Annotated in this window: 20 protein-coding genes; 14 read left to right on the forward strand and 6 right to left on the reverse strand. The window is 43.1% G+C overall.

The features are described 5' to 3' along the window. Position 1: 1 nt before the first annotated feature. Positions 2-697, reverse strand: coding sequence for a signal peptidase I (lepB, locus tag ACKI39_RS01440; protein ID WP_407396930.1), 696 nt, complete (start codon positions 695-697; stop codon positions 2-4). A gap of 445 nt (positions 698-1142) precedes the next feature. On the opposite strand from lepB, the gene dxs reads away from it, so the two are divergent. The 7 genes from dxs to truA are packed head-to-tail and all read left to right on the forward strand — an operon-like array spanning position 1143 to position 7795. Further along, positions 1143-3059 (forward strand): 1-deoxy-D-xylulose-5-phosphate synthase, encoded by a 1917-nt coding sequence (gene dxs / locus ACKI39_RS01445; protein WP_407396933.1) that lies wholly within the window; start codon positions 1143-1145, stop codon positions 3057-3059. Next, positions 3060-3875: a dihydropteroate synthase gene (gene folP / locus ACKI39_RS01450; protein ID WP_407396935.1), complete on the forward strand. Its 816-nt coding sequence runs from the start codon at positions 3060-3062 to the stop codon at positions 3873-3875. It abuts the gene before it with no gap. Between the two features lie 3 nt (positions 3876-3878). After that, a complete protein-coding gene (gene cdaA, locus ACKI39_RS01455; RefSeq protein ID WP_407396937.1) occupies positions 3879-4709 on the forward strand; it encodes a diadenylate cyclase CdaA in 831 nt (276 codons plus the stop codon). Then, entirely contained in the window at positions 4672-5679 is a 1008-nt protein-coding gene (locus ACKI39_RS01460) for a CdaR family protein (protein ID WP_407396939.1), read from the forward strand. The genes cdaA and ACKI39_RS01460 overlap by 38 nt, the downstream gene beginning before the upstream one ends. Beyond that, positions 5676-6062 carry a holo-ACP synthase gene (gene acpS / locus ACKI39_RS01465; RefSeq protein ID WP_407396941.1) on the forward strand — a complete coding sequence of 129 codons (387 nt, stop codon included), beginning with the start codon at positions 5676-5678 and terminating at the stop codon, positions 6060-6062. The genes ACKI39_RS01460 and acpS overlap by 4 nt, the downstream gene beginning before the upstream one ends. 16 nt (positions 6063-6078) lie before the next feature. Next, positions 6079-6990, forward strand: coding sequence for a DUF2225 domain-containing protein (locus ACKI39_RS01470; protein WP_407396943.1), 912 nt, complete (start codon positions 6079-6081; stop codon positions 6988-6990). Continuing rightward, on the forward strand, positions 6983-7795 hold the full coding sequence (gene truA / locus ACKI39_RS01475) for a tRNA pseudouridine(38-40) synthase TruA (protein WP_407396945.1): 813 nt from the start codon (positions 6983-6985) through the stop codon (positions 7793-7795). The genes ACKI39_RS01470 and truA overlap by 8 nt, the downstream gene beginning before the upstream one ends. Here truA and priA read toward each other — a convergent pair. Genes priA through ACKI39_RS01490 form a run of 3 tightly spaced genes read right to left on the reverse strand, consistent with a single transcriptional unit; the run spans position 7782 to position 11871 of the window. Continuing rightward, positions 7782-9794 carry a replication restart helicase PriA gene (gene priA / locus ACKI39_RS01480; RefSeq protein ID WP_407396947.1) on the reverse strand — a complete coding sequence of 671 codons (2013 nt, stop codon included), beginning with the start codon at positions 9792-9794 and terminating at the stop codon, positions 7782-7784. The genes truA and priA overlap by 14 nt on opposite strands. After that, positions 9791-10639 carry a uracil-DNA glycosylase gene (locus ACKI39_RS01485; RefSeq protein ID WP_407396949.1) on the reverse strand — a complete coding sequence of 283 codons (849 nt, stop codon included), beginning with the start codon at positions 10637-10639 and terminating at the stop codon, positions 9791-9793. The genes priA and ACKI39_RS01485 overlap by 4 nt, the downstream gene beginning before the upstream one ends. After that, a complete protein-coding gene (locus ACKI39_RS01490; RefSeq protein WP_407396951.1) occupies positions 10639-11871 on the reverse strand; it encodes a glycosyltransferase in 1233 nt (410 codons plus the stop codon). Before ACKI39_RS01490 ends, ACKI39_RS01485 begins: the two co-directional genes overlap by 1 nt. Positions 11872-11932: 61 nt before the next feature. On the opposite strand from ACKI39_RS01490, the gene ACKI39_RS01495 reads away from it, so the two are divergent. From ACKI39_RS01495 to ACKI39_RS01520, 6 genes are all read left to right on the forward strand, one after another. Continuing rightward, the gene (locus tag ACKI39_RS01495) at positions 11933-13654 is read left to right on the forward strand and encodes a hypothetical protein (RefSeq protein WP_407396953.1); all 1722 of its coding nucleotides are present in this window, start codon (positions 11933-11935) and stop codon (positions 13652-13654) included. A 17-nt stretch (positions 13655-13671) separates the two neighbouring features. After that, complete coding sequence (locus tag ACKI39_RS01500; RefSeq protein ID WP_407396955.1) at positions 13672-15486, forward strand: hypothetical protein; 1815 nt, start codon at positions 13672-13674, stop codon at positions 15484-15486. 1 nt (position 15487) lies between these two features. Beyond that, positions 15488-16726: a tRNA uracil 4-sulfurtransferase ThiI gene (thiI, locus tag ACKI39_RS01505; RefSeq protein ID WP_407396957.1), complete on the forward strand. Its 1239-nt coding sequence runs from the start codon at positions 15488-15490 to the stop codon at positions 16724-16726. Positions 16727-16729: 3 nt separating this feature from the next. Next, positions 16730-17851 (forward strand): hypothetical protein, encoded by a 1122-nt coding sequence (locus ACKI39_RS01510; RefSeq protein ID WP_407396959.1) that lies wholly within the window; start codon positions 16730-16732, stop codon positions 17849-17851. An 85-nt stretch (positions 17852-17936) separates the two neighbouring features. After that, the gene (locus ACKI39_RS01515) at positions 17937-18524 is read left to right on the forward strand and encodes a hypothetical protein (protein ID WP_407396961.1); all 588 of its coding nucleotides are present in this window, start codon (positions 17937-17939) and stop codon (positions 18522-18524) included. Between the two features lie 113 nt (positions 18525-18637). Beyond that, positions 18638-20959, forward strand: a complete 2322-nt coding sequence (locus tag ACKI39_RS01520) for an ATP-dependent helicase C-terminal domain-containing protein (RefSeq protein WP_407396963.1) — start codon at positions 18638-18640, stop codon at positions 20957-20959. Positions 20960-21145: 186 nt separating this feature from the next. Here ACKI39_RS01520 and thrC read toward each other — a convergent pair whose 3' ends face one another. Beyond that, complete coding sequence (gene thrC, locus ACKI39_RS01525; RefSeq protein ID WP_407396965.1) at positions 21146-22558, reverse strand: threonine synthase; 1413 nt, start codon at positions 22556-22558, stop codon at positions 21146-21148. A gap of 71 nt (positions 22559-22629) precedes the next feature. Continuing rightward, positions 22630-23292 (reverse strand): CPBP family intramembrane glutamic endopeptidase, encoded by a 663-nt coding sequence (locus ACKI39_RS01530; protein ID WP_407396967.1) that lies wholly within the window; start codon positions 23290-23292, stop codon positions 22630-22632. A 93-nt stretch (positions 23293-23385) separates the two neighbouring features. Between ACKI39_RS01530 and ACKI39_RS01535 the strand changes: the two genes are divergently transcribed. Then, positions 23386-24690: a flagellar brake protein gene (locus tag ACKI39_RS01535; protein ID WP_407396969.1), complete on the forward strand. Its 1305-nt coding sequence runs from the start codon at positions 23386-23388 to the stop codon at positions 24688-24690. Positions 24691-24692: the final 2 nt, after the last annotated feature.

Below are 24692 nucleotides of genomic sequence, written 5' to 3' on the forward strand. Positions count from 1 at the left end.
ACTAGAATAGCTTCATCTTGTTGAAAGGAAATATCTGCCAGATGATACGGCCTTTGATCCTGTCGGATTTGATGCCGCCGTAAACCCTGGAATCGATTCCTTCAATACGGTTGTCGGCAAGGACAAAGTATTCATTGCTGCCCAGAGTTGTTTCTGGAAGTGAACCTGCGCATCCCATTCCGTCCCATTCAACTGGCACGGAATAAATCCTGATGTTGTAAGGCTTTGAGGCAAGCTCAAATTCCGTAAGGTAGAAATTCTGTCCTGCTGGCTTTACATAGAGAACATAGTCCTTCATGTAGTAGCTGTCACCTGGGAGGGCAACGACGCGGCGGATTGAATGTTTTCCTGTCATTCTTGTGCTGCTTCCAAAGGGCTTATACTTCTGAAGAGCAAAAAAGTTTATGACAAGATTTACAGCGGATTTATAAAATGGAAGCTTTTCTTCATCCATAGGAGATATGTAGACCACCTGACCACGGGAAGGATTTCTGAGGAACGGGCAGACCAGGGAAACTCCGTCCTTTGAAAGGTCGGTTTCCATTGAAGATGAATTTGTATATACGGCGAAAAGCACAAAGTTAAGGAAAAGGGTAAGACAGAGGAACACTGTGATTACAAGAATCATTGCATGCTGAAGGACCTTCTGCTTTCGTTTTTTATATTCAAATGAGTAGTCAGCTACATTTTGTTTCATAGTTAAAAAATATCAGATTAAATGGAAATTGTAAACTGAGGACTTTTTCTAGAAAGACTATGTATTTTAATGTTGGATAAGCATCTGCTCAAAATATCGTTTCACAAAATGTGGTCTGAACCTAGGCTTTTCCCCGTTGCCCTTGACATATTTTCTTAAAAATTGGATAATATGAGAACTTAAATTTAAGGAGTTCTACTCATGCCTTGTGGTAAGAAAAGAAAGCGCGCAAAGATTGCGACACATAAGCGTAAGAAGAAGCTTAGAAAAAATCGCCATAAGAGCAAGTAAGTGATCATATATTTCTGAAAGGAAATGTGTGGGTCGCTTAGGTGCGAAGGGCCTTTTTGGATGAAGACCGCGGTTACATTTCTGACTGCGGTCTTTTTTTTCTTCATTTGAAATTATTTATACTGCTACACCATTGGGAACGGGAGTCCAAGTTTTGATTTTACATAATGTACATTCGCCAGAAGATCTTAAAGCTTTGCCTGGAAAATCGCTTCCCGTTCTTGCCTCGGAAATCCGTTCAAAGATCATAGAAGTCGTAGGAAACAACGGCGGCCATCTTGCAAGCAACCTTGGAGTGGTGGAATTGACCATTGCTCTTCATAGGGTTTTCAACAGTCCTCAGGATTCCATTGTTTGGGATGTGAGCCATCAGTGCTATCCACATAAGCTTCTTACAGGAAGAACAGGTGAATTTTCTACAGTACGCCTTAAGGATGGCATATCTGGTTTTACAAAGATAAGGGAAAGCGAGCACGATTATTTTGATGCAGGTCATGCTTCTTCTTCCATATCATCGGCTCTTGGGCTTTTGACTGCCTGGAAAATCATTGGAAGAAAGGACAAGGTTGTTGCCGTCATCGGTGATGGAGCCTTGACTGGTGGAATGGCGTTTGAAGGACTTAGCCATGCAGGACAGCTTGCGGAAAATCTCATTGTCGTCGTCAACGATAACCAGATGTCCATAGACCAGAATGTCGGCAGTTTTTCACGTTACCTTTCGAGGCTTACCTTCACAAATACATATCAGGGCTTCAGGCATCGGGTTGATCATCTTGTTGACCGCATTCCATATTTCAGCAAGCATCTGAGCAAACTTATTTTCAGGTTCAAGAGGGGAATCAAAGGTCTCTTTCTTACGAACAATCTTTTTGTCGATCTGGGCTTTGAATATGTAGGTCCTCTCAATGGACATGATATGGACGCGATGATCCGTGTCTTTGAAAAGGCAAAGAAAATTCCTAGGCCTGTTGTGATTCATGTCGTCACAAAAAAAGGTAAAGGATATTCGCCTGCAGAAAACAATCCTTCTGCATTTCATGGAGTTGGACCGTTCAACACAAGCGATGGAAAGGTTGAGAAATTCGACAATCTCAGCTTTACTGAATGTTTCTCGAATAAAATCCTTGAGCTTGGGGAACGCAACACAAAGCTTGCCGCCATAACAGCTGCAATGTCTAAAGGGACTGGACTTGATGCTTTTTCAAGAAGATTTCCAGAAAGATTCTTTGATGTAGGTATTGCGGAAGAGCATGCCGTTACCTTTGCAGGTGGATTGAATGCGGGAGGGCTGATTCCTGTCGTGGCAATCTATTCGACCTTCATCCAGCGTTCGGTTGATCAGATAATTGAGGACATAGCATTGCAGGAAAGACATTGTGTCATTGTCCTTGACCGTGCTGGTGCTGTTCCAAATGACGGCGAGACCCATCAGGGAATTTTCGATGTTTCCCTTTTGAGACCTGTTCCAAACATCATATTCCTTTCTCCTGCGACAAAAGAGGATATGAATCTTTGTCTTGAATATGCCGTTGAAAAATGCAAAGGACCTGTCGTCATCAGATGGCCAAAGGTTTCCTGTCCTACAGAAACGGAAAGCTTTTCTCATTCCGTGGTGGATGGCAAAGGAGTTTTTGTTACTTCTGATGAATATGCGCCTGGTATTGCTTCCCAATATTCAGAGACGGACAGAAGCAGGATGAAGAAAATTCTATTTGTCTGCACTGGAAGCATTTTTTCTGAGACGCTTACAGCCGCACGTTCATTGCTCCTTGATGGTACGATAGCCGACATTTATTCCCTCAGGTTCCTTAAGCCTTTTGATGAAGAATATTTTATTGGCCTTGTTCCTGAATATGACGGAGTTGTTTTTGTTGAAGACGGTGTCAAGATAGGAGGCATTGCTGAATATCTTGAGGGCATTGTCAAGAAATATGCTTCCAAGGATGTTGCAACAAAGGTTCTTGCTTTTCCCGATCGTTTTGTGCCTAACGGAAACAGAAGCCAGATTCTTGAAGCTGCCGAACTTTCTTCTGATTCAATCTGCAAAGCTGCAAAGGATATTATTGGATAGATGAAAACTCTTTTACTTCGTGACCGTGCTGTGTCTACTGAAAATCCAGCCTTCATAATGGCGATTGTGAATGCAACTCCCGACAGTTTTTTTTCTGAGAGCAGAGGAAGCCTTGAGCGTGCCTTGAAGATGATCGATGAAGGTGCAGATATATTGGACATAGGGGGAGAATCGACTCGTCCTGGCTCAGAGTATGTTGATGCAGATGAAGAAATCAGAAGGGTTGTTCCATTGGTCAAGGAAATCAGGAAACATAGCGATATTCCTATTTCCATAGATACAAGAAAAAAATCCGTCATGCAGGCTGCCTTTGATGCGGGGGCTGACATTTTAAATGACGTTTCCGCTCTTGAAGATGATGATGGAATGGCAGACTTTTGTGCTGAGACCAAGATTCCAGTTGTCCTCATGCATAAGCGTGGCATTCCTGGAAACATGCAGAATGATACCCGCTACGGAAATGTATTTGATGAAGTAAGCCGTTATCTTGAAGAAAGAGCGACCTTTGCATTGTCAAAAGGAATAGAGGCAGGCAAGATCATCGTCGATCCTGGAGTCGGTTTTGGCAAGGACCTTGATGGAAACATTCAGCTTATAAAGAACTGCGGAAAGCTCTGTGATGGAAAGTATCCTGTCTTGATGGCTCTATCAAGAAAAACCTGCATAGGACAGATGACAGGTAGGGATGTGGAAGGGCGTCTTTATGGAACTCTAGCTGCCGACATGCTTTCAGTCCTCAACGGTGCCTTTATGGTTCGTGTCCATGATTGTGCTCCTTGCGTTGATACTTTTGCTGTGTTAAAATCTCTTCTATAAAGTATGAATCAGTTTGCAAATCTGTTGAAAGTCTATGACGGAATCAGACCGATACTGGATATCGGCATTCTTACATTCCTTCTCTATAAGGTCTATAAAATCATAAATCAGACCAATGCCGTTCAGATTCTAAAATCTGCGGTCCTTGTAATCATTGCCTACGCTGTCACTTACATTTTCCAGCTTAAGACCATGATGTGGATTTTCTCTGTTCTTGCTCCTGGCCTTGTCCTTGTCTTTGCGATTGTCTTTCAGCCTGAGCTTCGAAAGGTTTTCCTTAAGCTTGGACAGGGAAGATGGTTTACCATCGGTTCGAGGGCAAAACATACCTACGTTGATTCTGTTCTCATTGCTGCAGATCTGCTTTCAAAGCAAAAGAGAGGTATGCTTGTCTGCTTTATGCGCCATACAAAGGTCGATAATTTCCTTGAGACTGGAACGATGCTGAATGCAGACCTTTCTTCGAATCTTCTTGTTACCATATTCGGTCATAACACACCTCTTCACGACGGTGCATGTTTCATCAAGGGAAACAAGGTTCTTTCTGCAGGGTGCTTTCTTCCTGTCAGCGAGCAGTATGACATCAAGAAGACTTTCGGAACAAGACATAGAGCAGCCCTTGGATTAAGCGAGGTCACGGACTGTGTTATTCTTATTGTAAGTGAAGAAACTGGCGCTTTCTCTTTGGCATATGACTCAAAGCTTCACTATGACCTTACGGCTGATCAGGTGACTAAGATTCTTGAACGTCAGCTGGATATTACACCTGACCAGCAGATTATTGAGGACACGATCGATGAACACAAAACACTTACTGGAAAAACTGATAACTAACTGGCCTGTAAAAGCTGTCTGCTTTGTCCTTGCCTGCATGATTTATTTCTTCCATCAGGTATCTCTTCTTGAAACAAGGAATTTTTCTGTCCCTTTGGAAATTCGTGCGGATGGAAACATGATTCCTGTCAGTGGTCTTGAAAAGGAAAAGTACATAAAGGTTAAGGTACGAACAAGAAGCGAACAGATTTCCCTTATTTCTGAAAAGGATTTCTTTGCCTATGTCGATATTTCTTCAAAGACAAAGGAAGGGTATTGGTCATTCCCTGTAAGCGTTGGAATTTCTGAAAGGGTTCTTCAGCTTGATCTTGATCCACTTGAAATTACTGCTGCTCCAGATAACTTGAAGTTTGAAATACAGAAAAAAGCACTTAAACAGGTTCCTGTAGTATCTAGGGTTTATGGTACGCCAGCCCACGGATATAAGGCGCTTTCAGTTCAGCTTGAGCCGTCCCATGTTTTCCTTGTTGGCCCTCAGTTCATGCTTGACGAAATCAATGAAATTCCTGCTGGTTCCGTCAACATTGAGAATTCTGAAATTTCTGTCTCTAAGATTCTTAAGACCGTCAATTCCAACAACTATATTTCTGTTCTGGATGATCCTCTCATCAAGGCGACTGTTCCTGTCGTTTCGGAAGCGATGGTCAAGGAGCTTGATGATATTGAGATCAAATTCAATTCCCTTGCCGAGGAATTTGAAGTTGCGGGAGAGGCTAAAAAAGTCAACCTTATCATTGAAGGCAGTGTAAATGACATCGAAAAGTTCCGTATGAAAAGCCTGAGCGTATATGCAGATCTTTCATTCATTACGGAGCCAGGTCTGTACACTGTTCCTGTGATTGTTGAGCTTTCCCCTGCATATTCTCTGGCCCAGTCTTCTCATTCAGAAGTAGAAATAACAATTGTCAAAAAAGAAGTCAAAAATACCGATGATATAGGTGCGGATATGGATAACGGGGGAGCCTTATGATTTTTGGAATCGGCTGCGACATAGTCAAGATTTCAAGACTCGAAAAATGGGTTCAGTTCGAGGATTCCTATATCGCTCGGTTTTTCAACGAGAATGAGAGGCTGTCACCTGATGTATCTTTCCAAAGGAAGTGCGAATCCTACGCTGGAAAATTTGCTGCGAAGGAAGCCTTTTCTAAAGCCCTGGGGACTGGTATTTCAGGATTCAGTTTGAAGGATGTCTATGTGGTGTCCGACAGCAATGGCAAACCTGATTTCATCGTTACAGGTGATGCACTCAGGCTTGTTGAGGAGCGCTGTGGTCCTAAGTTTCGTATCCATGTTTCAATAAGTCATGAAAAAGAATATGCTGTCGCTTACTCGGTGATTGAGTGCGGCGACTGATAATAGAGAGGTAATGATGGCAAAGAATAATTTCAGCAAGGCATTTGTGATGGATGAAGGTCCAAAGAAACCTGCCATTTCATACTGGGCAAAGGAAGAGATGATGTGCCCTGTATGTCAGAAGCCATTCAGGCAGGAAGTCATGCATCAAGGTGGAGGTCGAACCATCGCAGGCAATCTTACTGATGAACTCCATAGAAACTATGAGCCTTCAAAGAAATTCGGCCGTGTCTATCCTCTCATCTATGAAATCGGTGTTTGTCCTAAGTGCCATACAGCATTGTTCTGGAAGGATTTTAAGGCCATCAAGGATGGTGCTACCTTTGACCGTCTTGCTGCAACATCTGAAAAAAGAATCAAAGCGACAGAAACTATTTTCCCTCACTATAACGTCTACGATGAGCGAACTCTCTATGACGGAGCGGCAATGTATTACCTTGCTCTCCATTGCTATGAGAACGTAGATATCGCCTATTCTCCTACATTCAAGAGGGGTGAAATCGCCCTAAGGCTTGCATGGCTTTGCCAGGATATTGATCATGTCAGTCCAGGACACAACTATGACTATATCGCTCAGGTTCTTTATAGAAAGGCATTGTTCTTCTATCAGCAGACACTTATAAATGAGACGGGAAGAATTGAATCCATTGAATCTGTTTCTCATTTTGGCCCTGACACGGACAAGAACTACGGTTATGATGGAATCATCTATCTTTCAGGTCTGCTGGAATATAAATACGGACAGCATGAAAACCTTCAGCTTCGCCTTAAGAAGCTTGAGGACAGCAAGAAGGCCATTGCCCGTATCTTTGGTCTTGGTAAATCAAGCAAGGCAAAGCCTGGTCCTCTTCTTGAAGTAGCACGTGACCTTTACGATAAGCTTGCTGCTGAGCTTGGTTCAAACAACATATTTGACGACGATGAATAATATTCTCCTGACAGTCTCCTATGATGGAACTGATTTCTGTGGATGGCAGAGACAGGACAAATCTGACGGCGGTGAACCAGTACGGACAGTTCAAGGAGAGATAGAGCTTGCCATTGAAAAGATGGTGAAGCTTCCCCTAAAACTATACGGCAGCGGAAGAACCGACAGCGGGGTCCATGCAATGGGACAGGCTGCCAACTTTGAATGTCCAGTCGACAATATTGAACCTGAAAATTACCTTCGTGCTTTAAATGGACTTCTTCCACCTGACATCAGGATAATGAAGGTAGAAAAAAAGGATATGTCCTTTAACTCAAGGTTCAGCGCAACAAGCCGAAAATACAGGTATTTTATCCAGTGCGGAAAGCCTTGTTTTGCCCATGAAAGCAGGTACCGCTGGTTTATTCCAAGAAAGCCTGACATCAATGTTCTCAATGACATGGCATCCTGTCTAAGAGGTGAAATCGACTGTGCTACCTTTGCCGCAAGCGGTGACAAAAGTCTTTCAACCTACCGCTATCTTGAGAATGCGTTCTTTTTTTGGGAGGACGAAGAAAGAGGACTTCTGGTGTTTGAAATCCAGGCAAATGCTTTTCTTTGGAAGATGGTTCGTTCCATAACGGGCACGCTGATCGAGGCGGAGAAAAAAGGTATGTCCGGAGAGGATTTCAAGGCCATTCTTGAAAGCAAGGATAGAAGCAGGGCAATGAGGACCGCCCCTGCGACAGGACTTTTCCTTTGGGAAATTATTTTTGATGGTCCTGTGCGTCATGACCGTAATGGTGGAGAGCCTACATCATATTGAGTGGATCCACGTCAATTTCTATGTAAACATCCTTTAGCGGTTTGTATCCCCAGACCAAAGTCTTTGCGGAATCCTGTAGAGGCTTTATGTTTTTACTGCGGAGAAGGATCTGCCATCGATAGTTGCCGCTGACCATGTTGATGGGACATTCTGCAGGACCAAGTATCTCAACTTCGGGAGGAGCTTTCTTTGAAAGAATTCCTGCTGCTGATTCTGCCGCTGCCTGTGCAGAGTTTGGTACTGCGGATCGGAATACAAGCCTGAGAAGTCTTGTAAAAGGCGGAAATCCAAGTATCTTTCTCATTTCGATTTCTTTTTTGTAGAATCCTTCCGTGTCGCCTCTGACTGCAAAGGAAATCGCATCACGGTCAGGACTGTAGCTTTGTACTATGACCTTGCCGTCTGGAAAAAATCTTCCGGCTCTTCCTGCAACCTGGGTTATGAGGGCGAAGGTTTTTTCCGATGCCCTGAAATCCGGTAAGTGCAGCGATGAGTCTGCAAGAACAACACCAACCAGCTTAAGCTTTGGAAAGTTGAGTCCTTTGGCGACCATCTGTGTGCCAAGGAGGATGTCCGCTTCTCCCTTCCTGAAGCTGTCAAAACGTTCCTGCAGCTCTCCCTTGTGGTGAAGGGAATCTGTGTCGGCTCGTAAAACTCTTGAGTTTGGAAATTTTGATTTTACTTCTCCTTCAATGTATTCAGTGCCGAAGCCTGAATATCCTATGTCCAGTGAACCGCATTCAGGACATTGCTGTGGAGGTGTTGTGTTGTAGCCGCAGTAATGGCAGCGAAGCCTGTTTTCGCTTTTATGGTATGTCAAGGCGACAGAACAGTTCCTGCACTTGAGCTCAAAGCCGCAGGAGGCGCATCTGAAAAAATGCGTGAAACCTCTCCTGTTCAGGAAAAGGATGGTCTGCTTGTTTTCCTTGAGGGTCGTTTCGATTTCAGATTTAAGCTTCTGGGATATGCAGTTTTCACCGTTTGCTTCCGCTGAAAGATTTACGCTTTCAATTTTTGGAACTGCACCTCCAGCAAGACGCTTTGTAAGCGTATGTTTCAGCAGTTTACCTTCCGCCATGGAATGCCATGCTTCAAGTGAAGGCGTTGCAGAACCCATGATGAGGGGAATGTTTTCGCGGGTGCATCTCAACATCCCGATCTGTCTTGCGTGGTATCTGGGTGAGGATCCGCTTTTATATGATGAATCATGCTCTTCGTCGATGATTACTAGTCCAAGGTCAGGGACTGGAGCGAATATGGCGCTTCTTGCTCCGATGACAACCCTTGCTTCCTTGTGGAGGATTCTTTTCCATTCCCCGAGTCTTTGGCTTGGAGTCAGTTCGGAATGAAGAACCGCTGCTGTGTTGCCGAATCTTTTTCGGACTGCATCTACGACCTGCGGTGTAAGTCCTATTTCAGGCACAAGATAGATTACGCCTTTTCCTTGTTGCATTACCCTGTCGGCGCAGGTAAGAAAAACCTCTGTCTTTCCGCTTCCTGTGGTTCCGTAAAGGTAATGGAATTTTGAAGCGGCGGCAGGGGCTAGGATACCTTCCACAGCGGATGTCTGTTCGTTGCTGAGCTCCTTTTTTTCAAAACCTTTCTCATCCTGAAAGAAAGAGAATCCAGGTATTTCAGTTTCTCTTTTCCCCGATGGAATCATGGCAAAAACGCATTCTCCGATGGGAGCAATGTAGTAGCTGCTCATGAATGATGCGATTGAAAGCAGCTCCTTTGTAAGAAGCGGCTCACTGTCGATGTACCTGAGGGCGTTTCTTATCTTGTCGTCACCTACGGTGCAGGTTTTTGGAATGGAATCATAGACTGCAGTGACAAATCCCGTTGTCTTCCTGTTGCCGAATTTTACTTCGACCCTGTAACCGAATGGATCTTTAGGAAGAATTTTCTTTCCATCGTCGGCAGGCTCCCTATAGGTGAACGCCTGGTTAAGGGGCACGTTGAGGACGACATCTATGTAGCGTGGGGGGCTTTCACTCATTGCTGTGTGTAGAAGACTTCTGCGTAGTCTGGCTTTTCTGCAAGAAGTTTTTCGCGGAATTTCTTAAGGTCCTGCCAGGCTGGAGCCTTTAGCCGTTCGTCTCGGAGAAGTGCGCTTGGATGGAATGTAGCCATCAAAGGAATCTTTTCGTTTCCAAACTGGAGCTCGAGCCAGTTTCCGCGGAGTGTATTTATGCCTGTGTTTGTCTTGAGTAGATTCTGTGCGGCAGTGCGTCCCATTGCCAGTATGAACTTTGGCTTAAGGATATGTATCTGTGCCTGAAGGTACCCTGCGCAGGCGTTTGCTTCATCGGGCATTGGTGTGCGGTTCATCGGAGGGCGGCATTTTACTATGTTTGCAATGTAGCAGTTTGTAGTTCTGCTAAGACCGATTGCTGCAAGCATCTTATCCAGCAGCTGTCCTGCTTTGCCGACGAAAGGTCTTCCAGTCTTGTCTTCGTCCTCTCCAGGTCCTTCTCCTATGACCATGACGTAAGGGTGCTGTACACCTTCGCCAGGTACGGTGTTTGTCCTTGTGTTGGAAAGCACGCAGTTCCTGCAGGTTGAAATCTTGCTGCAGATGGATTCTATGGTGATTCCACCGTTGTCTGATGGCTGCTGGCCTGTAACCTTCGGTGGGGCGCTTTCAATATCTATTGCTTCCGATTGTGGAACTTCTGTCGCCATGGCATCAGATGACGGTGCTGGCTTCGGCTCCACGAATTCTATTACATCGTCGTCGAAGGCAATGCTGTCTCCCTGAAATTTAGGAGACTTGTATCCGTATACCCAGGATGAGGAAAGCTTTAGTAGGTTGTATATGGTCTCTTTTTCGTCTGAAGTCATCAGTCTTCCTGCTTCCTATGCTTGCTTGAATGTATTTCTATCGCCTGCCTGTAGCATTCAATAAGGGATGGCGTAAGGCTTGAAATTTTCCATTTTGAAGCCCACTCGATTGCTTCCTTTGATTTTTCCACATGGAGCTTCTTGTCGTTGAGGAGGTCAAGTACTCGTCCTGCAAATTCCGCCTTGTCGTCCTTTACCATGAATCCACCGTTGTCTCCCTGCATGACATCAACGGTACCCATTTCACCGATGGCTACTACAGGAAGCCCCGAAAGCATTGCCTCGACCGTTACAAGACCTTGAGTTTCTGTCTTGCTTGGAAAGGTGAACACATCAGCTTTCTTATAGAAATAGATCAGGTTGGAGCCTTCGATGTAGCCTGTAAAGAATACGGACTTTTCAAGCCCCAGCTCCCTTGATTTTTCCTTAAGCTCTTCCAGTGATGGTCCTCCACCCACAAAGAGAAGGGCTGTCTTTGGAATTGATTTCTGAATTTCCTTGAGCACGTCAAAGAGGAATTCAAGGTTCTTTTCCTTTACGACTCTTCCTACATAGAGTAGGATCTTTTTCCCTTTGATGCTGGGAAATTTCTTGTTCATGGTATTTATTACAATATTGTTCTGTTTTTTACTGAACGCAAGCTTTGATGAAGGAATTCCTGTAGGAAGTATATGAGCCTCCCTGTCAATGCCGTATTCCTTTACGACCTCTGCGATTCTTTTTGTCGGTGCTATGATTACGTCCGTTCTCTTAAGGTAAAAGCGAACGACTTCCTTACCGAGCTTCCTTGAGCTGCGTTTGGGAACATAGGTCATGTAGTTTGAAAGGTAGTCTTCCCAAAGAGTATGGAAGGTGAATACTGAAGGAATCTTTCTATGGCGTGCGTAGATGGCTCCAAAATAGCCTGCGACGAATTCCGAATTGATATGTACTACGTCTGGCTTAAATGCATCCATGGCCTTTTTGACGAAATGCCACTTGTCAAGCCTTCCCATCCTGTCTTCTTTGGAGAAAACGACTCTGGAAGAAGGAATCCTTATGATCTTAAAGGGCAATGTATCGTCACTTGCTTCATCGAAGAATGAACTTTTCTGCTGTTCTTCCGTGTATTCAAGGCAGACGATGGCTATTTCATGTCCCAACTTTGAAAGCTCTTCAGCATAGGAATGTACGGAAACCGTGACTCCGTTGATTCTTGGGTAATAGGCATCGGTGAACATTGCTATTTTCATAGTCCTATAATTTTACTCTATGCTTGTTTTTTCTGCAACAATCATTTAAACTCAAAAAATCATGAAATCTTCAATAAAATGCTTAAAAAGTCTTTTTATTATAACAATAGGTTCTATAATTTTATCGGAATCCATCTATGCAAGAAGCCGTCAGGAGGTCATTCCTGCAGGGCATTGGATTTTTGATGGACTTTCGCGAATTGTCATGGACAGTGGTAGGACGGATTTTGTTTTTTACGGTCCTATGACTTTGAGCGAAATAGAACGGCATCTTTCTAAGGTTGACTATGAAAGGCTATCCGATGATGCTGCAGTAAGGTTTGACCAGATCAAGGAATACATCGAGTACGAGACTCCTGCGTCCTTTGGAAGCGATATGCTTAAGATTCAGGCTGAACTGGAGGCGAATCTTGAGGGCTACTATAAGAACGAAGAGGCAGTGGAACGGGTATATGACCGCTATCATCAGAAGCCTCTCATGTACATTCCTCTTAAAATCACACTGGAAGACTATTTTGCCATGTCCATGGATCTTAGGGTTGCGCAAACCCAAGGGTATAAGATTAAGCACAAGAACTATTCCAACGTTCCACTTGCTGCAGATGCCTTTGACCTGAACTTTCCACATGACTACTATTTTGCCACGGGTCATGATTTTACGGACAGCACAGGACTTTCCTTCATCTTTGGAACCATGGCGTCAAATTTCAACCGTTCTTTGTCAGGAAGCGTAGCTCAAAGCGAATATTTTACAGGCGCAACCTATGCGGACCTTTCTGTCTGGTCAGGAAATTTTCGCTACAAGATGAATGTAAGCCAGTTCAATCCCGACAGGTACATGTACACTCACGAAATCGGCATGCTTCTTGGCTCAAAGCTTCAGTTTACTGCAAGGGAATCCCTTTTTGTTTACGCACCTATGGAACTTCGCTATCTTGCCCCATGGAACATTTTCCACGGTTTTGCTGCCTGGAAGGACTACGAGACAAGGCGTGAGGGTGGTGAAAGCAATACCTGCGACTACATGTGCCTCAAGCTTGACTATGCGCCTGTAAGAAACACTAGGCTCTATGGAATCTTTGCTATGGATCAGTTTCAGATGCCTACGGAAGCGGATGACCCTGATGACTGTACTCCACGTGGATTCGGCTTTCAGGCCGGTACGGAAGTTTTCATTCCTTTCGGAGAGGGTGCTTTCCATATCTGGCTTGAGGGAACCTATACGGATCCATATATGTACATAAAGGCAAGTCCTAACTGGTCTTTGGTAAGATACTATCAGGACCTTATGGGACCTATGCAGGATGACTTCTATACTGAGTGGTACGGAACTCCTTGGGGACCTGACACTGTGGGCGGTGAAATCTCCATTGGATATGAAAATGCAGGGAAATGGTCCGTGACATTGGATTATCTTTTCAAGGCATGTGGAGAATACAGCGGAGACAAGGTATTCCGTGGTCTTGACTGGAACTGGAAGGACAGGGACAAGTCTAAGGCTGCCGAGGCAGATTCTAAATACAAGGATTGGGCATATCCATCCAAAGACTATGACGGAACTCCAGGTGCAGACGATGCAAAGGACAAGCAGAATTACAGGACACCTCATGGAACGACGGAATATGTGAACAGGATTGCCTTGAGAGGCACCATGACTCCTGCAAAGGGGCTTTCGTTCATGGTCCAGCCAGCCTTCACCTATGTGATAAACAGCGGTAATACCGAAGGAGAGACAAAAAAGGGTGTTGAAATAGCCGTTTCTGTCTCAAAGAAGTTCTTCTAGATAATAAGGAAAAATAGATGAAAAAGATCATATCAACCATTGTCTTTACTATGCTTTGTACCATAGGCCTTTTTGCTCAGGTCACCATTGATCCGCAGGATGAATTCTACGACCTTGCACTCAAGTGGCATAATCGTGGCATTGTAAGCCAGCTTCCTCCTACAAGACCTTATCCATATCAGAATGTCAAGGCAATCATCGATCAGGTCCTTGAAAACGGCAATGAAGGGGACAAGGAGGATGCTTCCCTTGCATACGAACGCATGACAGGAAAGAAGATCTATGTCTATCTTGATACAGATGGTTTCCTAAAGTATGAGAAAACTTCAAAAGACGGTGAATCTGAGTCAAAGCTGCGAAAGAACATCTACTTATGTCCAGGTGTCGAAGGGGACAGACCCCTTTTTGAAGGCACAGACAGGGCTTCCTTTGGCTATAGGATGGGAATTACGGTTTCAAAGCATCCTGATGTGGAATATAAACCCATGTGTTCAACACCTGCCCATGATGCAATCTATGATCCATCGGAATTCGGCCCCCTTACCATGTATCTTGATGTAAATACTGCCGTTGCATACGGAACCGAGAACCTCTTTGTTCAGGGTGGTATTTATAGGAATGGCTATGGAAAATGGCTTAATGAAGGACTTGCCTTAAACGATTCAGGGTTTCACAAGACAAATCTTTCAATGACTTGGATGGAAGGTAAAGTTTCATATACCCAGCAGGTGTCCATGCTTGGATCTACTTCTGCATATGATGGCAACATAGGATCCTTGGGATCGGGAAAGATACTTGGATTCCATGCAATTTCCTATGAAGTCTGCGACTGGTTTGATTTTTCATTCTATGAAACCACTGTCATAGGCAATCGTTTTGACATTTGTACTCTGCTGCCTGTTCCTTACATGATTTCGGAAGAACTTACGGGAGCCGGAGACGGAGTTTTCATGGGGCTTGCATTCAATGTAAAGCCTATACGGGGACTTACATGGGCAAATGATGTAATGGTGGATGATTTCCCAATCGATGAGTTCCTGAAGGCAAATCTTGATTCAAAATATAGGCTCGCTGCAAAGACAGGGCTCATATGGACACCAGAGGAAGGTAAGGTCGAAAAAGTCGGATTGAGCTATACTGCGATCACACCTTATACCTACAGCCATTGGGAATATTACAGGCACTCTGACAACGCAGAAATTCGACCAGGTATGAACAACTATCAGGACTATACAAACAATGGAATAAAAATAGGTTCTCAATATGAACCAGACAGCGATGCCGTTGAACTTTCCGTTGATCTAAGGCCTGTAGACCGTCTCAAGCTTAATGTTCACGGCTCTGTTTCCCGTCATGGAAATGTAAGCGAAACTCTTTCTGATGAAGAAGCTTTGGATTATCTTGGTGCGGAGCCTAAGACCTATGCCACCGATGGTTCTGTTTACCAGCATTCCATGTTTTCAAATAAAGAGAGCGGTGCTGGAAGACATGTGGAATCCGCTTGGAATCATTTGAATTTCATGAATCAGGAACACATCATGACGACGGTAAGATTTGGCTCTCAGGCAGAATATCTACTTAAGCAGAAGAATAACGGTTCAAGAGTAAGCCTTAAAGGTGGATTCGACATTGAATACATCCACAACTACGGTGTCGGAAATGAAATGTTCCCAGGGGAAAGATATGGCATAAAGGCTGACGGCACAATAGATGAATCTATTACGTCGGAGCAGAAAAAAGCAAAAGTTGATTCCTGCCGCAAGGCTTGGGAAGATCAGCTTTGCAACAAAACAAATTTCTACTTCAATATTGGGGTTTCCATAAGGTATTAAAATGAAAAACAGAGTAAAGAAAGAAATAGATTTTTCGGTTTATACAGAAACGTATCTTGGGAAGGTCGGTGAACTTACCCTCAAGGGAAGCAACATCAAGACCTTCGAAAAGCAGTTGGTAAATAATCTCCGCACAGCTTTGGAGACTGCAGATGCAAAGGTAAAGGTTCTTACGGGGCGTTTGTATGTCCACTGCACAAAGGAAAGCTGTGGAGTCGTTGAATTTGCGCTTGACCACCTTTTAGGGATTACAGGTTGGGCTAAGGTTCAGAATGTGGAAAAGACCATGGAAGCCATTACTGAAGCCGTAAAGGTAGAAGGACTCAAGGCAAAATCTGCAGGTGCCAAGACTTTCAAGATTGATGCCCGCCGCGAAGACAAGTCATTCCCTTTGAATTCCTACGAAATCTGCATTCAGGCTGCTGGCGTCCTTTTTGATGACGGAACCATGGACGTTGATGTAAAGCATCCAGACTGCGTGATCAATGTTGAGGTTCGTGACAAAGCATACGTTTACTGTGCACAGAAAAAGACAGGCAGGGGACTTCCTGTTGGAGTCAGCGGCAAAGGCCTCCTTTTGCTTTCAGGCGGAATCGACAGTCCTGTTGCAGGTTACAGAATGATGAGGCGCGGCATGCGGGTTGAGTGTGTCTACTTCCATAGCTATCCGTATACTTCAGAAGAAGCCCAGAAAAAAGTGCAGGATCTTGCAAAGACAATAGCCATGTACGGAATGGAAACACACCTCAACGTTGTTCCTTTTACTGAAGTCCAGATGAAAATCAAGCAGAAGGCTCCAGAAGAATACAGCACACTCATGCTTCGACTCTGCATGATGAAGGTTGCCAACATGATAGCAAAACATATCGGCAGCGATGCAATAATCACAGGTGAAAGCCTTGGTCAGGTGGCAAGCCAGACAAGCCAGAACCTTGCAGTCACTGAAAGCTTTGCCGAGCTTCCTTTGTATCGTCCCCTCATCGGCCTCGATAAGGAAGAAATCGTCGATACAGCCCTGGAAATCGGAACCTACGCAACTTCAATCCTTCCTTACGAAGACTGCTGCGTCCTTTTCAGTCCAAAGCATCCTGTTTTGCGCGCCGATGTGGAAGAATCGAGAAAACTCTATGAAGCCATGGAAATAGATGATTTGGTTGCAAAGTCTTTTGAAGAAAGGGAAATCATCCGATATTCTATAAGGGACGAAATTGCTTCGATGAAGGAAAATTCCACCCTGTAGATTATGAAAAAACTGATTCTTCTATTATGTCTTTCAATTTTCTCATTGGCTTTTGCTCAGGATGAAAATTCTGTTCCTGAGCTTTTAAAAGGCGTATGGAAAAATTCAAGCCGCTATATTGTTTTTGACAGTGGTTACAGCAATGAAAACGGTTCAATTCCCATGATGGTGCTCAGGGCTTTCTATCAGCGTTATGATGACCGTACTGCTGAACCTAATGCATATACGGAAAAGAACGAGAGACCATTGAACGATGTGACCCAAAAGGACCTTCCAGAAGAAATCAGCGTGAAATTCATACAGTTGACTCCTGAACTTGTCTCAGACAAGGTTGTCCTTCAGGAAGACGGCGATGAAATGAGTGCCGATGGAATTCCAAGCGGTGCGTGGAACATGCAGGTAAAGTATCCTAGACGCAAGGAAATCTACAACATTCCTTTTGCTGTAATTGGAAACAAGCTTTATCTTGATTTCATCGTAAAGCAGGAAGATTCCGACAATATTCCCAAGAGCGCTTTTCTTGACGGAAATGTAATGCAAAGTGGAAATCCTCTTAATGGCTATTGGCAGGATAGTGGAAATGCATCTGGCATTCTTGTAAGTCCTCCTGTCAGCTCAAAGGAATTGATGTCTTTCTACATTAATGAAAATTCAGTCTATCATATCCGCTATTGGAGAACTGACATGGACTATGATGGAGAAAAACAGGCGGTCTTTTCTGATGGTGAAGAAACCTTCCGTGTTCCAAAGCACCTTAGTGTCGGTGGACAGACCTTTACCTGCGTAAACGGACGAGGAACAAGAATCCGCAATATTGAAAAAAGCGAAGGTCTTTCTTCTGAGCATACCTTGAATTCAATCCTTGTTAAAAAGCATGGGACTGATGAAAATGGAAATGATTTTTCATATTCTGTAAGAACTTCTACCATATGTGCCATGGGTAAGCCTTATCTTGAACTGGTTGAAGGTAAAACCATTGAGCAGATAATCAAGGAAGATTCAGAAAAGAAATATCCTGCACCAAAACCATTGTTTCCTCCTCATGGCATCCTTGATTTTGACTGGAGCATCATTGAAGATCCTCCTGCCAACTGGAACATGCGCATGCTTGATTTAGGAAAGTGATTTCCTGTACTGCAATCCCGCGTTTAATTGTTTTTCTAGTTTTTTTACACTATAATTAAAGCAACTTTTTATTCGGAGAATTAACATGTCAATTTTAAAGAAGATCGTTATCGCTCTTTCAGCTGCTACAGTTCTTTTGCTATCTGGATGTAAGGTAACGGAAACGGAAGAAATTAGGATCAGTGAACTTTCTGCCAATATCGATAATGCATATTTCAAGCAGAAGGCTGTAGCTAAGGTTTCAAATGATACAGGAGCTGGACAAGATTCCAAAATTTCACAGATTTTTTCTGCAAATGGAACCATGATTTATGCAAGAAATGCTGCTACAAATGAACAGCTTATTGTTACTTATCGTGGAATGAAAGCTGGAACTTATAAAACAGGAACTGTAAATACTGATACGCTTGTTAATAAGATGCTTAGTTTTCTTGTTACAGAATCTCCAAGTGTTAGTGTAAGTGACTTGGCTTCTGCTGATGCAAATGTCACATATGTAGAAGGAAACGGTGATAGATGGTATTCAACACTCTGTACCATCAGGATTAATGGTCAGGAAAATGGAGTTAAGCTTTCTTTGATAAACGGATCATTCGACTGTGATGTATATAAATCTGCCTCAGAAAAAAAGCACATATCCGGAACAATTTCAAACGTAATCGGAATTAAATAACCCAAAGAATCCACGTCAGTGGATTCAAATCCGTGTGACACCCCCTGGGAACTTCATGATCTCAGGGGATTTTTTTCTGAAAAATTATTTCATTTAATGTATAATACAATCCAATGACTATCGATGAAACAAAACTCAACAGCTTTCCTGTTTTCAACCATATAGACAAAGTGTGCAGGACCTTAAAGGAATCAAAAAGCCGTTGTCTGATCATGACTGCAGAAACTGGTGCAGGCAAGTCTACTGTATTTCCATTGGGACTTTTGAGGCATTTTGAAGGCAACATCATTATGACTGAACCCAGAAGGTTGAGTGTTCTTGGAACTGCTGCAAGAATTTCAAGCCTTATGGGAGAGGAGTGCGGACAAACTTGCGGCTATAGGATTAAGCTTGAAAGCAAGGTATCCAAGGAAACCCGTCTTCAGTTAGTTACGGAAGCCATTCTTGTAAGGATGCTTCAAGATGATATGGCTTTGGAAAACTTTAATGTGGTGGTTCTTGATGAATTCCATGAACGATCTGTTTCCCTTGACCTTATTTCTTCTTTTGTAAAGGAAGCTCAGCTTTTGAGGGATGACCTGTACATTGTTGTGATGAGTGCGACCATTGATGCCAAAAGAATTTCTTCCTACTTCAATGATGCTCCCATAGTAGAAATCCCTGGAAGGACTTTCCCTGTAGAAATCCAATATAAACCTAATGTTGGGATAGAATCTGCTGTCATAGACGCTTTTAATTCAAGCAATGAAGGCAATGTTCTTGTTTTTCTGCCTGGCATTAAAGAAATAAGGAATTGCACGGAAAATCTAAGAACTCATTTTGGCGACGATGGTTCCGTTGAGATTCTTACGCTGCATTCAAGCATTAGCATTGATGAACAGAAAAGGATCCTAAAGGAAAATGACAGGGGGATTAGAAGGATCATCGTTAGTTCAGCCATAGCAGAAACGTCACTTACGGTTCCAGATGTAACTTGTGTTGTTGACAGCGGACTATGTCGAATGAATGTCTTCAATCCTAATGTTGGAATGCAGAAACTTGTTACATTGAATGAGAGTGAATTTTCTGCGGCTCAAAGATCTGGCCGTGCAGGTCGAACCAAAGAAGGCAAGTGCATAAGGCTTTGGAGCAAGAATGATGTCAGGCAAAAGGAAGTACTTCCAGAAATTCTAAGAAGCGAATTGTCATCTCTTGTCCTTGAATGTGCAGAACGCGGACAGATTGATCTTGACCGTATTGATTTTCTTGATAGACCTTCAAAAGCATTCTGGAATGAAAGTATTTTCTTTCTTGAAAAATCTGGCATGCTGAAAAATTCAAGGATTACAGATAAAGGCAGGGCTGTACTTAAGCTTGGAATGGACATTAGGCTTGCGGGTCTTGTCCTCTCTGCAAGAGGAAATGAAGCCTTCATGGAATATGCAAAAAAAATCTTCCTTTCCTTTGAAAATAATACGCCAAAGGATTGGACTGATGTTTGTCATAGGCTTGAAAATTTTCCAATAAAACAGAACATAAAATATCAGAATGAGCAGATGCTGCTCCTTGAAGGTTACCCAGATCGTCTTGCTTTAAAGGTTTCAAATCCAGGAGATACAAGGCAGGAATATCAGTTTACCAATGGCAAAAAAGCATTTCTTCATGGTTCTGTAAAAACAGATGCCCAATGGATTGTAGCCCTTGAAGTTGATGCAGGCGAAAGCAATGCCTTGATATATCGAGTAGAAGAAATTCAAGGGGAAGAATTTCTTAAATGGATTGAAGGTAATGCAGAATCAAAGCTCGAGTGCTATTTCAAGGATGGAAAGATCTATAAAGAAGAGCAGATGGTTCTTGGCAAAATCTGCCTTTCATCAAAAAAACTTGTTCCTGATTCAGGCGACATTCTACCTGCGTGGAAAAATGAAGTTCAAAAAAAAGGACTTAAAGTTCTTCCTTTTGATGACAGGTGTGAAAATTTTCTTTTACGCGTAGAATATTACAGGCAACAAAAAGATGAACAAGGCAGCTTAAGTGATATGCTTGCAGATTCCATAGAAGAATGGCTTGGTCCTTTTATTACGGATGGAAAAGAACTTGATTCAAAAATCATTTACGATGCTCTCTATTGGTATCTTGACGGTTCAAAAATAGATGGGGAAGTTCCTTTACTTCTTGAATTTCCTAACGGAAGAAAGTTTAAGGTAATCTACGAAAAGAACGAAAGGATAAGGCCTGTTGTGGAAGTAATTATACAAAGGGTTTTCGGATGCTTTTCAACCCCAAAAGTAATGGGACAGAATGTATTGCTAAAGCTGCTTTCTCCAGCTTCAAGACCTCTTCAGATTACGGAAGATCTTGAAAATTTCTGGACGACAAGCTGGCCTGAAATCTGCAAGGAAATGAAAGGTCGATATCCTAAGCACAACTGGGACTATAGGGTAGTTGAAAATTGAAAGATGAAAGTTGAATTTCAACTAAAAATTTAATAGATGAATCAAATGTAAAATCAAGAGGGAAGGTTGAGGATGGCTAAAACATGCAAAGCCCGGAAAGATAGTTTCCTTGCCGGGCTTTGCATGTAGCGACGATATCTAGCGGTTTAGCCATTTTCAGACCTGACCGGTAGATTTTATATTTTGTTACAGGTTGGCTACGAGCCAGCTCTTGAAGCTTTCGTAATCCTTTTCCATTGGAATTGCATTGTCTGGAAGTGACATTACCTTTTCAAGGCGCTCTGGCATGCTTGGTTCGCGGCCAATTGCATTAACGACTGTAGCACCAAACTTTGCAGGATGTGCTGTTTCAAGGATGATTGCTGCGGCTTCCTTGTTTACAACCTTTTCTGCCCATGCAGGAATGTTTGCTGTAAGACCAGGCTTACTGTAATCTCCCTTTTCGCCTTTGACAAGCTTTTCCATTTCTCCGCCACGGATGTCGTTCCAAGCCTTCCATGCAACTGCTCCGTGTGGATCGATGATGTATCCAGTCTTTTCGTGGCACTTCTTGATACCGTCGATTGTTCCTTCGTCGTCTGTCCAGTAAGAAGCAAACATTGAACGAACTTCTTCGAGGGAGTAAAGGGCCTTGATTCTTTCATAGTTGCTTGGTGCACCAACATCCATTGCGTTGCTGAGTGTAGCAACTGATGGGCGTGCGTTGTATTCACCTGTTGCAATCCAGTCTGGAACTGTGCGGTTTGCATTTGTTGCTGCAACGAAACCTGTGATAGGTGCTCCCATTTCCTTTGCGATGAGACCAGATGTAAGGTTACCGAAGTTTCCGCTTGGACATACTGCGATGATTGCAGGATCCTTGATCTGTGAATCGCGTGGAATTCTGTTCTTTACTACGATTGAAGAATACATGTAGTAGAAAGCCTGTGGAAGGAGGCGTGAAATGTTGATTGAGTTTGCAGAAGAAAGGCGGAACTTTTCGCGAAGGTCCTTGTCTACGAAAGCCTTCTTTACAAGAGCCTGACAGTCATCAAATGTTCCCTTTACCTTGAGTGCGCGGACATTGCCTGTGAAAGTAGAAAGCTGCTTTTCCTGAAGTGGAGAAATCTTTCCATCTGGATAAAGGATTGTAACATCAATTCCTGGAACGTTATGGAAAGCAGAACCTACAGCAGAACCTGTGTCGCCTGATGTTGCTACGAGGATGTGGAGGTTGTCATTTTCGCCACGGTTAAAGTAAGACATTGTGCGAGCCATGAAGCGTGCGCCAAAATCCTTGAATGCACATGTTGGACCGTGGAAAAGCTCAAGGACATAAGTTGTTGGGTCGATCGGAACAACCTGAGATGTAAATGGATAGCAGTCGGAGATGATTGCCTCAAGATCATTGTCAGGAATTTCATCCTTTACGTAAGGCTTAGCCATTTCAAATGCAACATCCCTGAAAGATGGATCTGTATTTCTGTCGGTAAATGATTTGTCAAGCTTTGGAAATTCAACTGGAATGTAAAGTCCGCCTGTTGCAGCGTTCATTCCGTTCAATACTGCTGTTCTGAAATTAACCTTGACTGAACCGTCTCTTGTGTCTGTATAAATCATTTTTTACTTCCTTTAAATATAAAAGTATATTGTAGAGAATATCAAATTAACATGTTTTTTGCAAATGTAACCTATGAAAGGAGGCTGAAAATAATGAGTGTCATGTTGTATATAAAATGTGCCGCTGCTCCTGTCCATACAGAACTGGTTTTCTTAAAGCAGATGCGTAGAATTGAACCGCAGGCAAAGGCATTGAACACAGAAATCCATCCAAGATACCTATGGGCTAAGGCGAATATAAGGACACAAAAGATCTCTACGGTCCAGTAAACCAGTTTCTTTTCCATTTTGGAATCCATGATTCTTCCAAGAAATTCTGGAATGAACATTCTGTAGAGAACCTCTTCATAGAAGGCTGCCGATGTTACCGTAAAGACAAGAAAAAACCAACCTACGATTGAATTCAATGATGGCAGGATGTTTCTTGACAATGCTTCCTTTTCAAAAAAAAGTGTAAGGGTCTGCATCAGGGCGAAAATAAGCATTAGACATCCCAATGTGATGCTCCACCAGAATGGAATCTTGAAAATTGCCGCTGCCCTGGAAGTCATTCTTTCCTGAAATTGAAATCTGTATTGAAGCTGGAGTGTAATTGCTATGGCAAGCTGAATCAATACTGCTGGAGAAAATGAACCTGCCTTTGAAAGTCCATGACCGTTGGTGACAAAAAGAGGTGGGAGTGCGAGGAATATGAGGATAAACAGAAATTCAATCAGAATATATCTTTTTTTCACAACAAATGTTATAATTTATTTATATGATTTTTTCCATAGATTGTTCTGGAAAATTGTCTTGGAGATGATTGTTTTTAAAAAAGGGAGTTTAAAATGTCAGTGCTGATTTCTGCTGTATTGATCTGTCTGTTTGCATTCGGCGTTTACAGATTTTACCTGGCTACACAGGATAAGGTAAAATTCTATGCACAGGGATTTGACTACGGATTCCACAGAAAAGATATTTCGATTTTATGGAAACTTGCAAAGGAATGTGAGATTGAAGAACCCCTTGATCTTTATGTTTCCGAAAATGCAGTCAACAAGTGCATTGCTATGGTCATTGAAAAATCCAAGCAGTCGGGCAATGCCAACTCATATCCTGTTCAGATGTTTCTTGACAAGCTCTATAGATTCAAGACCAGAGTTGTTCTGGATCTGGACAACAAACGGGGACTTGAATCAACAAAATCATTGGATAATGGACAAAAGCTCAGCATCATCTTAAAGGGGCGCGGAGTTTTCTATTCGCACGTCATCAACAATGGGCGTGAGCTTATAATTTCACTTCCAGTAAAAGTCAATAAGGTTACAAGAAAGATCGAACAGCTTCCAGGAGAAGATTGGGAAGGTCAGACAATCTCCGTATACTTTTGGAGAAAGAATGATGCAGGATATGCCTTTGATACACAGGTATTCGGGTCTGGAGCTTTCAGAAGTGATCAGGCTCTCTACCTTAAACATAGCTACAATCTTGACCGTACACAGAAACGACAGTCGATCCGAGTTCCATGTGAAATCTATGCTCAGATGTATGTCATAAAGGATGAAGTTGTTGAGTATGATAAGATCGAAACTGATCCTGGATACAAATGTCTTCTTGAGGACATCAGTGAAGACGGTGCAATGATCCGCATCGGTGGTGTCGGAAAGAACAATGTTCCTATCAAGATCCAGTTTGAACTTAACGAAGCCCTTATCGTCATGTTCGGTGTGGTTCGGGCGGTGGAATTCAACGAAAGCCTCAACCAGTCAAGGCTTCATTTTGAATGTACGCATATTGAGCAGGGAATGAAAAATGCAATCCTCTCTTATGTCTATAATGTGATTCCACAGGACCAGAAGGACATCAACGAAGCCATCGCTCAGGCTGAAGCTTTTGAAAATGAAGGTCAGGAAGTTCCTGCCATCGTCAATGCTCCGGTTGAGGCTCCTGAATATAAGACTGATGAAATCGTTCCAAAGACTTTTGAGGAAGGAGAAACAAAGTCGCCTGAAGAGGCCATGATGGCTGCAAACAAGGCTGCCTTGGAAGGACCTACGGTTGACAAGGTTGCCATATCTAATAAAGGACAGGTTACTTCAGAAAATTCCTTTGCCGCAGAAGTGGACGAACTTCCTAACTTTAAGACTTACTAAAA

The organism is Treponema sp. (assembly GCF_045641405.1).
Taxonomy (GTDB): domain Bacteria; phylum Spirochaetota; class Spirochaetia; order Treponematales; family Treponemataceae; genus Treponema_D.